The 12,132-nt window shown below is 73.2% G+C and carries 13 protein-coding genes; 10 read left to right on the plus strand and 3 right to left on the minus strand.

Translation table 11 applies throughout. The annotated features are described in order from the left end of the window. The first annotated feature begins 97 nt into the window (after positions 1-97). The 10 genes from BG452_RS19920 to BG452_RS19965 all read left to right on the plus strand — a co-directional run bounded on the left by BG452_RS19920 (position 98) and on the right by BG452_RS19965 (position 8,461). Positions 98-343 carry a lipopolysaccharide assembly protein LapA domain-containing protein gene (locus tag BG452_RS19920; RefSeq protein WP_188305686.1) on the plus strand — a complete coding sequence of 82 codons (246 nt, stop codon included), beginning with the start codon at positions 98-100 and terminating at the stop codon, positions 341-343. A 47-nt stretch (positions 344-390) separates the two neighbouring features. Continuing rightward, a complete protein-coding gene (locus tag BG452_RS19925) occupies positions 391-1,119 on the plus strand; it encodes an amino acid ABC transporter ATP-binding protein (protein ID WP_188305718.1) in 729 nt (242 codons plus the stop codon). A 19-nt stretch (positions 1,120-1,138) separates the two neighbouring features. Next, complete coding sequence (locus tag BG452_RS19930; RefSeq protein WP_188305687.1) at positions 1,139-2,050, plus strand: glutamate ABC transporter substrate-binding protein; 912 nt, start codon at positions 1,139-1,141, stop codon at positions 2,048-2,050. 12 nt (positions 2,051-2,062) lie between these two features. Further along, the gene (locus BG452_RS19935; protein WP_188305688.1) at positions 2,063-2,707 is read left to right on the plus strand and encodes an amino acid ABC transporter permease; all 645 of its coding nucleotides are present in this window, start codon (positions 2,063-2,065) and stop codon (positions 2,705-2,707) included. Next, positions 2,704-3,573, plus strand: coding sequence for an amino acid ABC transporter permease (locus BG452_RS19940; RefSeq protein WP_188305689.1), 870 nt, complete (start codon positions 2,704-2,706; stop codon positions 3,571-3,573). Before BG452_RS19935 ends, BG452_RS19940 begins: the two co-directional genes overlap by 4 nt. 193 nt (positions 3,574-3,766) lie before the next feature. Continuing rightward, entirely contained in the window at positions 3,767-4,672 is a 906-nt protein-coding gene (locus BG452_RS19945) for a LysR family transcriptional regulator (RefSeq protein WP_188305719.1), read from the plus strand. Between the two features lie 89 nt (positions 4,673-4,761). Next, entirely contained in the window at positions 4,762-5,343 is a 582-nt protein-coding gene (locus BG452_RS19950) for a cysteine dioxygenase family protein (RefSeq protein ID WP_188305690.1), read from the plus strand. Between the two features lie 14 nt (positions 5,344-5,357). Beyond that, positions 5,358-6,425: a YeiH family protein gene (locus tag BG452_RS19955; protein ID WP_188305720.1), complete on the plus strand. Its 1,068-nt coding sequence runs from the start codon at positions 5,358-5,360 to the stop codon at positions 6,423-6,425. Positions 6,426-6,595: 170 nt separating this feature from the next. Next, entirely contained in the window at positions 6,596-7,306 is a 711-nt protein-coding gene (locus BG452_RS19960) for a spermidine synthase (RefSeq protein ID WP_188305691.1), read from the plus strand. A 66-nt stretch (positions 7,307-7,372) separates the two neighbouring features. Next, positions 7,373-8,461 (plus strand): TetR/AcrR family transcriptional regulator C-terminal domain-containing protein, encoded by a 1,089-nt coding sequence (locus tag BG452_RS19965; RefSeq protein WP_317621143.1) that lies wholly within the window; start codon positions 7,373-7,375, stop codon positions 8,459-8,461. 109 nt (positions 8,462-8,570) lie between these two features. On the opposite strand, the gene BG452_RS19970 is transcribed toward BG452_RS19965, so the two are convergent. The 3 genes from BG452_RS19970 to BG452_RS19980 all read right to left on the minus strand — a co-directional run bounded on the left by BG452_RS19970 (position 8,571) and on the right by BG452_RS19980 (position 12,060). Continuing rightward, a complete protein-coding gene (locus BG452_RS19970; protein WP_188305692.1) occupies positions 8,571-10,391 on the minus strand; it encodes a hypothetical protein in 1,821 nt (606 codons plus the stop codon). 139 nt (positions 10,392-10,530) lie between these two features. Further along, positions 10,531-11,451 (minus strand): TetR/AcrR family transcriptional regulator, encoded by a 921-nt coding sequence (locus tag BG452_RS19975; protein ID WP_223242472.1) that lies wholly within the window; start codon positions 11,449-11,451, stop codon positions 10,531-10,533. A gap of 90 nt (positions 11,452-11,541) precedes the next feature. After that, a complete protein-coding gene (locus tag BG452_RS19980) occupies positions 11,542-12,060 on the minus strand; it encodes an NUDIX hydrolase (protein ID WP_188305693.1) in 519 nt (172 codons plus the stop codon). Between the last annotated feature and the right edge of the window lie 72 nt (positions 12,061-12,132).

A 12,132-nucleotide genomic window follows, 5' to 3' on the forward strand; every position in this document is an offset into this window, starting at 1 on the left:
AACCCGTGCGGGGCCGGATTGCCCCGTGCGGGTTACTCCCTTGCCCGTAAGGGCGCGTAGCCGGGCAAATCGTCACCCCGGCCAGCAGACTGCTCCGGTGACCAAGACTTCAGACGGCTCGTCCCGGGCCCAGCGCAGCGAGATCGGCGGGATCCCCACGCGGTACATCGGGATCGGTGTCATCGTGATCCTCGCGGTGTGGTTCCTGTTCGCCAACCTCGACAAGGTCAAGATCCAGTTCTGGGTGTTCACCGTGACCGCGCCGCTCTGGATCGCGCTGCTGGCGACGCTGGTCGCCGGCGGTGTGCTGGGCTGGCTGCTGAAGGGACGGCGCGGCCGGTGAGCACCGCCCCCGAACCGGCCCCGGCCGGGTCCTCGGCCTTCACCCCGTTGATCGAGCTGCGCGGGGTCAACAAGCACTTCGGCGATTTGCACGTGCTGCAGGACATCGAGCTGACGGTCGGTCGCGGCGAGGTCGTCGTGGTGATCGGTCCGTCCGGCTCCGGCAAGTCCACGCTCTGCCGGGCGATCAACCGGCTGGAGCCGATCGAGCGCGGCACCATCCTGATCGACGGCCAACCGCTGCCCGAGGAGGGCAAGGGGCTGGCCAGGCTGCGCGCCGAGGTCGGCATGGTGTTCCAGTCCTTCAACCTGTTCGCGCACAAGACCGTGCTGCAGAACGTCTCGCTCGCCCAGACCAAGGTCCGGGGCCGCCCCAAGGCCGAGGCCGACGCCAAGTCCCACGCGCTGCTGGAGCGGGTCGGCCTGGCCGCGCAGGCCGCCAAGTATCCGGCCCAGCTCTCCGGCGGCCAGCAGCAGCGGGTCGCGATCGCCCGCGCGCTGGCGATGGAGCCCAAGGCGCTGCTGTTCGACGAGCCGACCTCGGCCCTCGACCCCGAGATGATCAATGAGGTGCTGGACGTCATGCGCCAGCTCGCGAGCGAGGGCATGACGATGGTCGTGGTCACCCACGAGATGGGCTTCGCCCGGGCCTCCGCGAACCGGGTGGTGTTCATGGCCGACGGCCGGATCGTCGAGGACCGCGCCCCGGAGGCCTTCTTCGGCGCCCCCGAGAGCGAGCGCGCCCGGGACTTCCTGTCCAAGATCCTGAAGCACTGAGGGCGGCGCCGTGAACCCCATGACGACGCTCGCCGCGCGGGCGCGCGGACTCCTGGCCGCCGCCCTGCTGCTCGCCGTGCTGGCGACCGGCTGCGGCAAGGCCGGCACCCCGCCGCCCAAGGGCCCCCAGCCCAGCGCGCTGCCCAGCTACCAGGTGCAGGACGCCTCCGGGATCACCGGCTCGCCGACCCTGGACGCCGCCCGCAGCCGGGGCCACCTGGTGGTCGGTGCCAAGGAGGACCAGCCCTACCTGGGCCAGAAGAACCCGGCCACCGGCGTGTACTCCGGTTTCGACATCGAGATCGCCAAGATGGTCGGCGCCTCGCTCGGCTTCCCGCCGGAGAAGATCCAGTTCAAGACCATCGCCTCGGCCAACCGGGAGACCGCGCTGCAGAACGGCCAGGTGGACTACTACGTCGGCACCTACACCATCAACGACAACCGCAAGAAGCTGGTCGGCTTCGCCGGGCCGTACTTCGTCGCCGGGCAGTCGCTGCTGGTGCGCAAGAACGACAACAGCATCCACGGCCCGCAGGACCTGAACGGCAAGAAGGTCTGCTCGGCGGCCGGCTCGACGCCGTACCAGCGCATCCAGTCGCAGTACCCCAAGGCGCACCTGATCGGTTACGACACCTACTCGGCCTGCGTGGACAACCTGATCACCGGCCAGGTGGACGCCGTCACCACCGACAACGCGATCCTGCTGGGCTACGCGGCCAAGGTGCCGGACGAGCTCAAGGTGGTGGGCCCGCTGTTCTCGACCGAGCCGTACGGGATCGGCGTGCCCAAGAACGACACCGTGCTGCGCGGGGCGCTGAACGACGCGCTGGCGCACCACGAGCAGAACGGTGACTGGAAGAAGGCCTTCGACGCGACCCTCGGCCTGTCCGGGGAGCCCGCGCCCACCCCGCCGCCGATCGACCGGTACTGAGAGGGCCGCGCCGTGAAAACGCTGACCGACAACTGGTCGACCTACTGGGAAGGCTTCCTCGGCACGATCTCGCTGTTCGCGGTGAGCGCCGTGCTGTCGCTGGTGCTGGGCGTACTGATCGCGGGCTTCCGGGTCTCGCCCGTCCGGCCGCTGCGGGTGTTCGGGACGGTGTGGGTGACGCTGCTGCGCAACACGCCGCTGACCCTGCTGTTCTTCATCGTGGTGCTGGGGCTGCCCCGGTTCAACATCACGCTGCCCTTCTACACCTTCGCCGTGCTCGCCCTCGGCTGCTACACCTCGGCCTTCGTCTGCGAGGCGATGCGCTCCGGCATCAACACCGTGCCGACCGGGCAGGGCGAGGCGGCCCGCAGCCTGGGCATGAGCTTCGGGCAGACGATGGGCCTGGTGGTGCTGCCGCAGGCGTACCGCTCGGTGGTGGCGCCGATCGGCAGTGTGATGATCGCGTTGGCGAAGAACACGGCGATCGCCGGCTCCTTCAGCGTCACCGAGCTCCTGGGCACCTACCGGACCATCAACGAGCTGGGCTACAGCATCATCTGGACCTTCGTCTGGATCGCCGTCGGCTACCTGATCATCACCCTGACCATCAGCGCCGTCTTCAACCTGCTGGAACGACGAGTGGCGGTGTCCCGATGACGGTCGAATCCTCGGCGCTGTACGACATCCCCGGCCCGAAGGCGCTGGCCCGGCACCGGCTGTACGGCGGGATCGCGCTGCTGCTGATCGCGGCGCTGATCGGCTGGGTCGTCTACATGCTGTTCCACACCCACCAGTTCACCTACGCCAAGTGGGAGCCCTTCGAGTACCGGGGCGTGCAGGACCTGCTGCTGCGCGGGCTGGGCAACACCCTGCGAGCCTTCGGCTGGACGGTGCTGTTCGCGCTGCCGTTCGGCGCGGTGTTCGCGGCCGGGCGGCTGTCCGACCACCGGGCGGTGCGCTGGGTCTCCACGCTGGTGGTGGAGTTCTTCCGGGCCATGCCGGTGCTGGTGATGATCTTCTTCATCTTCGTCGCGCTCAAGGCGCAGCCGCTGTGGGCGCTGGTGGCCGGGCTGGTGCTCTACAACGGCTCGGTGCTGGCGGAGGTGTTCCGGGCCGGCGTGCTCGCGGTGCCCAAGGGGCAGCGGGAGGCGGCGTACGCGCTGGGCATGCGCAAGACCCAGGTGATGGCGTACGTGCTGGTGCCGCAGGCCAACCGGGCGATGCTGCCGGCCATCATCAGCCAGCTGGTGGTCGCGCTCAAGGACACCTCGCTCGGGTTCCTGATCACCTTCGAGGAGTTCCTGCACGCGGGCAAGCTGATCGCCACCAACCTGGACTACGACCTGCCGTTCATCCCGGTGGTGATGGTGATCGCGCCGATCTACATCGGGATGTGTCTGCTGCTGTCCTGGCTCGCCCGCTGGGTCGAGCGGCGCAGCCGGCGCAGCCCGAGCGTGCGGGGCGGGGCGCCGGTGGCCAAGGCGGGGGTGGCCATGGGGTTGCCGCCGTCGGCGCAGGCGTGAGCGGGTGGGGAGGGCTTCCGCGGGTGGGGGAGGGCTTCCGCGTCGAGGCGGGGGCTGGGCGGGCCTGCGGGGAGGGGAGCATGGTTCGGGACTGAACCATAGGTGCGGATGAGGTCGAACCCGGGACCTCCAAATTCCTCTTATGATTGCGAGGGCAGGCGGCAGACGACCGGGCGGAGGGGCCATGGAGCCGGTGTTCGACTCGCGGCACATCAGGACGTTCCACGAGGTCGTCCGGGCCGGTTCCTACTCGGCGGCGGCCCGGGAACTCGGCTACACCCAGCCCGCCATCACCCAGCAGATGAAGGCCCTCGAACGCACCGTCGGCGTCCCGCTGTTCACCCGCGCCGGGCGCGGACTGCGGCTCACCGAGGCGGGCGAGGCGCTCTCCCGGCACGCCGGGCTGATCCTCGGCAGCCTCTCCGCCGCCCAGCAGCAGCTCGCCGCGCTCGCCCGGCTGCGCGCCGGGCGGGTGCGGGTCTGCGCCTTCCCCAGCGCCAACGCCACCCTGATACCCGAGGCGATGGCCCGGCTGCTCGCCGAGCACCCCGGCGTCCGGGTCGAGCTGCTGGAGGCCGAGCCGCCGGACTCCGTCCAGCGGCTGTTGCGCGGGGAGTGCGACATCGCGCTGGCCTTCCGCTACCCCGGCCAGGCGACCGAGGTGCCGGACGGGCTGGACGAGATCCCGCTGATGGAGGACCTGCTCACCGTGCTGCTGCCGGTCGGGCACTCGCTCGGCCGCCGGCACGCCGTCCGGCTGGCCGACCTCGACGGCGAGCGCTGGATCGCCGGCTGCCCGCGCTGCCGGGCCAACCTGCTGCACGTCTGCGCGGAGGAGGGCTTCGCGCCGGACATCGTGTTCTCCACCGACGACAACCTCGCGGTGCAGAGCCTGGTCGCCGCCGGGGTCGGGATCGCGCTGATGCCCGCGCTGGTGCTCTCCTTCATGTGCCACCGCAAGGTCACCGGGCGGGCCGTCGAGCCGCACCTGCGGCGGCAGGTGAGCGCGTACGTGCTGCGCGAGCACCGGCGGATCCCGGCCACCGGGCTGGTGCTGGACCACCTGCGGCAGGCGGCGGCCAGTCGGGTCGGGTGCTGAGCCGGGGCTCGGACCCATAAGCACGTATGGGGGTAATGCTTAGAAAACCTCCTTGGACGTGATAGGTCCATGGGTCGCAACCTGCTCGTATGACACCCTCAGCCACGGTCGGCAGCGACCGGCTCACCGAGCGGATGACCGCACTGGTCAGTGAGATCCGCGCCGTTGTGGACCGCGGACTGCCTCCCGAACTCACCGCCTACCTGGTCGGCGAACGCCTCGCCCCGCACCTGCACGCCGCCGCCGACGGACCCGACGCGCTGCTCACCCCCGCCCAGCGCGAGGGCGACCCGCAGCGCTACCGCCAGCACGTCCTGCACGCCGAGGCCGACGGCAGCTTCTCCGTCGTCGCCCTGGTCTGGCTGCCCGGCCAGTGCACCCCGATCCACGACCACGTCTCCTGGTGCGTGGCGGGTGTCCACCAGGGCCAGGAGAGCGAGACCCGCTACCGACTGGTCTCCGACGGGCGCAGCTCCCGACTGGTCGAGACCGAGCACGTGGCAGGCCCGGCCGGGACGGTCGCGGCCTTCGCCCCGCCCGGCGACATCCACCTGGTGCGCAACGCGTGCACCAGCACCGCCATCTCCATCCACGTGTACGGCGCGGACGTCTCGCGGCTCGGCACCAGCATCCGACGGGTCTACCAGCTGCCCGCCGACCAGGAGCGGTGAGCGGCGGCGTGTCACTGACCCTCCGGGAGCGGGCCACCCGCACCCGCTCACTCCCCCCGCTCGGCGGGGACGCCCCCGGCCTGCTGCTCGCGGCGGTCGGGGTGGCCGCCGCGCTCGCCGTCCACGCGGCCGTTCCCGCCGTGCCCAAGCTCACCGCCGCCGTCGTGCTCGGCATGGCGGCGGCCCACCTGCCCGGGCTGCGCCCGGTGGTCCGCGGGGTCGCCAGGCCCGGGCTGTCGACGGCCGGGAAGCGGCTGATGCGGCTCGGGATCGTGCTGCTCGGGCTCAAGCTCAGCCTGGACGACGTGCTCGGCCTCGGCTGGGCCACCGTCGCCATGGTGCTCACGGTGGTCGCCGCCACCTTCGCCGGCACGATGTGGCTCGGCCGGAAGCTCGGACTGCCCGGGGACCAGCCGCTGCTGGTCGCCACCGGCTATTCGATCTGCGGGGCCTCGGCGATCGGCGCGGTCAGCCAGGCGGCCGGCAGCGAGGAGGAGGACGTCGCCTCCTCGGTCGCGCTGGTCACCCTGTGCGGGACGCTGGCGATCGCCGTACTGCCGCTGCTGCAACACCCGCTGGGGCTCGGCGAGATCGAGTTCGGGCGCTGGGTCGGGGCGAGCGTGCACGACGTCGGGCAGGTGGTCGCCACCGCCCAGACCGGCGGGCCCGGCGCGCTGCGCGAGGCCGTGCTGGTCAAGCTGATGCGGGTGGTGCTGCTGGCGCCGCTGGTCGCGGGCGTGGCGGTGGTGGCGCGGCGCAACCTGCGCAATGCGCGCGAGGACGGTGTCGAGGGTGCGGACGACGCGGGCAAGGCCGGCCGCCGGCCGCCGATCGTGCCGCTGTTCGTCGCCGGGTTCCTGGCGATGATCGTGCTGCGGACCACCGGAGTGCTGCCCGACCAGGCGCTCACCCTGGCCGGGGACGCCCAGGAGCTGCTGCTGGCCGCGGCCCTGTTCGGGCTCGGCAGCGCGGTGCACCTGCCGACCATGGCGCGGACCGGCGGGCGGATCGCGCTGCTCGGGCTCGGCTCGTGGGTGGTCGTCGCGGGCGTGTCGTACGCGGGGGTGCTGATCACGACCTGACGGGGGCAAGCCGGGCCCACGCAGCGGGCCCACGCACCCGGGCCGGGCCCGCTGCGTGGGCCCGGCTTGTGCGTGGGCCCGGCCTCGGCGGACTCGGTTATTGTCGGGCGGGTGATCGCCCCCCACGGGGTCGAGCCGGCTGCCGAGTCCGTCGAGGAGTAGGAGTACGCATGACCACCGCACTGCCCGAACGGGACGGCCACGAGGCCGTCGTCACGCTCGACCGGCGGGAGGGCCCGTTCGGCGAGGTGGTACTGCGGCGGCGCGGACGGCACCACGAGATCATCGCCAACGGCTGCTTCCTGATGGACACCGCCGACGGGCGCTCCGAGCGGCTGCTCGTCCAGGCGGCGCTGGACGAGTTGGACCGCACCGGCGACGGCGTGGCCGCGCCGTCGGTGCTGATCGGCGGGCTCGGGGTCGGCTTCTCGCTCGCGTACGCGGTGGCCGAGCCGCGCTGGGGGCGGATCGCCGTCGTCGAGCGGGAGAGCGCGATCATCGACTGGCACCGCTCCGGCCCGCTGGGCGCCTACTCGGCCGGTGCGCTGGACGACGGGCGGGTCGCGGTGCTCCACACCGACCTGCTGGAGTACCTGGCGGCGGCCGACGGCGAGCGCTATCACGCGCTGTGCCTGGACATCGACAACGGGCCGGACTGGACCGTCACCGACTCCAACGCCGGGCTCTACGGGGCCGATGGGCTCGCGGTGCTGTGGCACCGGCTGCAGCCGGGCGGGGTGCTGGCGGTGTGGAGCGCCCAGCCGTCGCCGGACTTCGAGGAGGCGCTGCGGGTCGCGGGGTTCTCGGACGTCGCCACCCATGAGATCCCGGTCAGCCGGGGGGTGCCGGACGTGGTGCACCTGGCGCGGCGCGGCGGCTGAACGGGGCTGCTGTTCACGCTCGTTGGAGGCTGGGCCGGCTGCTAGCGTGTGCGCTGCGGTGCACTAGTGCGGTGGTCGGTCGAGCGGGCGGTGGTGGGTGTGGTGGACGGCGGGACGCCTTCGGAGCGGATCGCGGGTGAGCTTCGACGCCGGATCGCGGCGGGGGAGTTGAAGCCGGGCGCCCGGGTGCCGTCGACCCGGCGGATCATGCAGGAGTGGGGCGTGGCGATGGCCACCGCGACCAAGGTGCTCAACCGGCTCCGGGAGGAGGGGTTGGTGCGGGCCGTGCCGGGGGTGGGGACGGTGGTGGCGGCTCCGGCTTCGGCTGGGGCCCCTGCTGGGGCCGCTGTTCCTGTTTCGGCGGCTGCTCCGGCTCCGGCTCCGGTCAAGGCTCCGGCTTCGGCTCCGGTTCGGGATGCGGGGCGGGCGGCGGCCGCGACCGGTGTGCGGCGGGGGAAGGGCGGGGAGCGGGACCTCGGCCGGGAGCGGATCGTCGCGGCGGCGGTGCGGGTGGCCGACACGGAGGGGCTGACGGCGCTGTCGATGCGCCGGGTCGCCACCGAGCTGGGCGTCGCGACCATGTCGCTCTACCGTCATGTGCCCGGCAAGGACGAGCTGGTGCGGCTGATGATGGACAAGGTCTTCGGCGAGCAGCCGATCCCCGGGGGGCCGGTGTCGGACTGGCGGACGGGGCTGGCGGAGGTCTCACGGCTGCAGTGGCGGATCTACCGGGCCCACCCGTGGCTGGCGTCCACGATGTCGTTCACCCGTCCGGTGCTGGCGCCCGACGCGGCGCTGCACACCGAGCGGGCGATGGCGGCGCTGGTGGGGACGGGGCTGAGCGGGGAGGAGATGGCCCAGGCCTCGGTCAGTCTGGCGGCCTTCACCTGTGGGCTGGCCGTCCACTTCGAGCGGGAGGCGCAGGCCGAGCAGGACAGCGGGTTGTCCGCGGACGAGTGGATGGACCGGCTGGCCGACGAGGACCGTGACCGGTTGATGGCGGACCCGGAGCGGTTTCCGATGTTCGACGCGCTGGCCCGGGGGCCGGAGATCGACATGAGCCTGGAGGCGCTGTTCGCGTTCGGGCTGGAGCGGATGCTGGACGGGGTGGGGGCGCTGATCGAGGCGCGGGGGCGGGCGGGGAGGGATGGCTGACAGCTGACAGCAGACGGCTGACAACTCACAGATGTCAGCGAACGAAATCTGAAATCTGTGAGTTGTCAGCCGCTATCTGTCAGGTGTCGCCTGTCCGCTGCTTCCCGTGTCAGCCGAACGGCCGGTGCTCCGGCTCCGCGTCGGCCTCGGCCGCCGCCTCCGGTTCGTCCGTGGTCGTGGGGGTGCCGGAGATGCCGAAGGGGTCGAAGTCCGGCGGCGGGATCATCACCGGCGTGCCCCTGCGGTGCGCCGGTTCCTCCTCGCCCACCACGGGGGCGGCCACCGGGGCGGCCTGGGCCGGGATCAGCGGCGGGGTGGAGGGCTGGGGCGGGACAGCGGGGCCCTGAGCGGCGACGGTGGTGCCGAAGGGGTCGGCCTTCCGGTCGGCGGCGATCGTCGTCCCGAACGGGTCCGGAGCCGCCGTACCACCGGTGGGCTGGGCGGCGGGTTCGTCCGTGGTGGTGGGGGTGCCGGAGATGCCGAAGGGGTCGAAGTCCGGCGGCGGGATCATCACCGGCGTGCCCCTGCGGTGCGCCGGCTCCTCCTCTCCCACCACGGGGGCGGCCACCGGAGCGGCCTCCTCCGCGACGGGCGCGAAGGGGTTGAAGTCGGCGGGCGGGATCCGCACCGGAGTGCCGCGCAGGTGCACCGGCTTCTCCTCCGGCTCGGCGGCCGGCTCCGCGACCGGCTCCTTCGCGACCGGCGCCTCCGCCACTGGGGCGGCCGTCGGCGCGGGCGCCCCCGGCGCCGTGGCGGGCTCGCCGTCCCAGCCGAACTGGATGCTCTTCAGCAGCTCCGCGAACGCCTCCGTGTACAGCTCCCAGTCCTCCGGCCGGGCCGTGGACAGCTGGGCGCACAGCACCGTCCCGCTGTCCGGCAGCGGTACGAAGGCCTGGACGGCCGAGGTGACGACCCAGCGGCGCTGTCCGTCGGCCGCCAGCGCCCCGGGCACCGGGACGGTCCGTCCCTCGACCAGGACGGCGGCCGGCCCGGCCGGCAGCAGTACCGTCCAGACCTCGGCGTGCCGTCGTACGGTGGCCAGTTCGGTGGCGAGCGCGGTGATCGGCAGCGGGTGCCGGGCGAGCGAGATGACCAGGGTGGCCTCGGAGGCGCGCCCGTCGCGCTCCAGCGCGCACACGCCCGCGTAGCGGACGCCCGCGTCCTGGAGCAGGTCGGTCAGGGTCGCGGAGATCACCGCGAAGTCGCGGCGCGGCTCCCGGCCGGTGGCGCTGAACAGCTCGTCGGCGACCTCGGCCAGGTGGCCGGTCAGCTCGGCGGCGGCGGCCACGGTGGCCCGGTCGGCGCCGTCGCCGTCCGTGGTCGGGTCGTCGTCGTGCGGGAGTGCGGGCACGGTACGGGCGGAGGCCCCGGCCGGTCCGCCGGGGGAGGTGAGCGCGTGGAAGCCCGGAGGGACCACCAGCCGGACCTCGGCGCCCGCGCCGGTCGCCAGTTCGAACGGCCGCCGGGTCTGCTGCCCGGCCGCCAGCGCGGCCAGTGCCGGGGCGAACGGCGGGCGCAGCTTGGCGTCGGCGAACTCGCCGGTGACGGGCAGCTGGAACAGCGCGGCCGAGGTGGTGCCCCGGTCGGCGATGGCGCCGCGCACCGCGCCGCCGCCGTAGCGGTTGTGCAGCGCGGAGGTGACCCGGTCGGCGACGCGTGCGCCGGTGCCGGGCCGGGCCGTTCCGGCGGTGATCACCGTGCCGAGCCGGTCGAGGGCCTGGTGCACCGGCCCGTTGGGCGCCATCGGCAGGCCGAAGAGCGCCTCGGCGGCGGGGTGTTCAGCCGGTTTCAGGCTGCTCAGCGCGGCCGCCGGGTGGCGCGAGGTGTGCTCGTCGAAGAGGGCGTCGGTGAGCGTGCCGAGAGTGGCGCAGACCTGCTCGGCTGCTGCGAAGGGGTTGGCCTCCGCACTGAACTGGACGTCCTGGGTCAACTGGTGAGCCCCCCGCTCTGCTCCGTCTGCCGTCGGTGGTTCGGGTGGGACCGGGCCCGCCCGGGCGGCGGTCCGTCAGGTCCCTGCCCATTCCTATCAGAGCCCACCGTCGTCACCGAACCGCAGGATCACCCGATGATCACTCCGAGGGGGCCTCGGCGGGACCCTCCGTGGCCTGCGCGGACGGTTCGTCCACGGGCCGGGAGGGCGGCGTCCCGGTGGTCTGAGTCCCGGTGGTCCGGGTCTCGGCGGACGGCGCTCCCGCCGCCAGTGCGGTGACCGCCTCGAGGATGCCGGGGACGGCGAACAGCCCGGCGAGGTCCCGGACCAGGCGCCCGGACGGCCCGTCGGGCCGCTCGTCGGCGAAGAACGAGGCCAGCTCGGCGGCCAGCGCGGGCTCCCGGGCGGCGGTGAGGGTGAGTGAGGCGACGAACTCCTGCACCAGGTGCAGCTGCAGCTCCTCCAGCGGTACGGACCGCTCGGCCAGCCACTCCAGCGAGGTGATCTCGGCGTTGGCGATCCAGGCCCGGACGGTCAGCCGCAGCCCGGGGCTCGGCGCGGGGACCGCCAGATGGGCGAGGATCTGGTCGTGCGCGGCCCGGCGCACCTCGTCGATCACCGCCGAGGTGCCCGCGCTGGCCGCCACCGAGCCGCCCCGCAGCAGCGCGGCGAAGCCCGGCCCGTGGCTCTGCACGAAGTCCAGGTAGCGGCCCATCACCCGGTGCAGCCGCTCCGACAGCGGCCCCTCCATCGGCTCCTCGAACCGCGCGGCGAGCTCCCGCCCGGCGCGCCGCAGCGAGGCCTCGTACAGCGCCTGCTTGCCCGGGAAGTAGTGGTAGACCAGCGGCCGGGAGGCGCCGGCGGCGGCGGCGATGTCGTCGATCGACACCTCCTCCGGCGGGCGCCGGCTGAACAGTTCCAGCGCCACGGCGATCAGCTGCTCCCGCCGCTCGTCCACGCTCAGCCGCCGGCGCGGGCGCCCGGCCGCCGCTCCCCGGTCGGGTGCGGCGGCGGTCCGTGCTGCGCGGTCGGCCGTCGGCGACGGCGTACGGGAGGCCATGCTCGTCAGCCTATCCGGCGGCCGTCCGCGGGCCCATGCGGCCTGTCCTGCCCGTTCCCGCCCGCCCGCCGGTTCCCGCCCTGCCCGTGCCTACGCGGCGTGGAGTTCCAGGTAGCGGCGGTAGGCCTCCAGGCCGTCGGGGACGAAGGTGTCGCGGGCGAGGCGTTCGGACAGCTCGGCCGGGGTGAGCCAGGCGTGCCAGGCCACCTCGGACTCCTGCGGGGAGACCGGGCCGTCCCACTCCGCCTCGTACATGTCGCACCACCAGGAGAGCTTGCCGCCGTCGGGCTCCCGGTACAGGAACTTGAAGATCGGGCGCGGGGCGATGCCCCGCACGCCGAGCTCCTCCTCGGCCTCGCGGACGGCCGCCTCGGCGTAGCTCTCGCCGGAGCCGACCACGCCGCCGACCCACATGTCGTAGGCGCCGGGGGCGAACAGCTTGGTGTCGGTGCGGCGGTGGACGAAGATCCGGCCGGCCGGGTCGCGGACCAGGGTGAAGACGCAGCGGTGGGTCAGCCCCTGCCGGTACACCTCCCCGCGCAGCGCGGTCCCGATCACCCGGTCGTTGTCGTCGACGATGTCCAGCAGCTCTTCGGCAGGGTTGGTCATGGACGACAGGTTAGGGTTTCGGGGCCCGCTTCGAACGCGGGATCGATCAACTGGGCGGCGACGAACGACCTG

Source organism: Streptomyces sp. CBMA123 (assembly GCF_014596465.1).
Taxonomy (GTDB): Bacteria; Actinomycetota; Actinomycetes; order Streptomycetales; family Streptomycetaceae; genus Kitasatospora.

What these genes read in the sequence shown, in the direction of transcription:
- BG452_RS19950 (WP_188305690.1), top strand. Translation starts at nt 4,762, where the DNA reads ATGACACCCTCAGCCACGGTCGGCAGCGACCGGCTCACCGAGCGGATG.
- BG452_RS19930 (WP_188305687.1), top strand. Translation starts at nt 1,139, where the DNA reads ATGACGACGCTCGCCGCGCGGGCGCGCGGACTCCTGGCCGCCGCCCTG.
- BG452_RS19940 (WP_188305689.1), top strand. Translation starts at nt 2,704, where the DNA reads ATGACGGTCGAATCCTCGGCGCTGTACGACATCCCCGGCCCGAAGGCG.
- BG452_RS19980 (WP_188305693.1), bottom strand. Translation starts at nt 12,060, where the DNA reads ATGACCAACCCTGCCGAAGAGCTGCTGGACATCGTCGACGACAACGAC.
- BG452_RS19960 (WP_188305691.1), top strand. Translation starts at nt 6,596, where the DNA reads ATGACCACCGCACTGCCCGAACGGGACGGCCACGAGGCCGTCGTCACG.
- BG452_RS19975 (WP_223242472.1), bottom strand. Translation starts at nt 11,451, where the DNA reads ATGGCCTCCCGTACGCCGTCGCCGACGGCCGACCGCGCAGCACGGACC.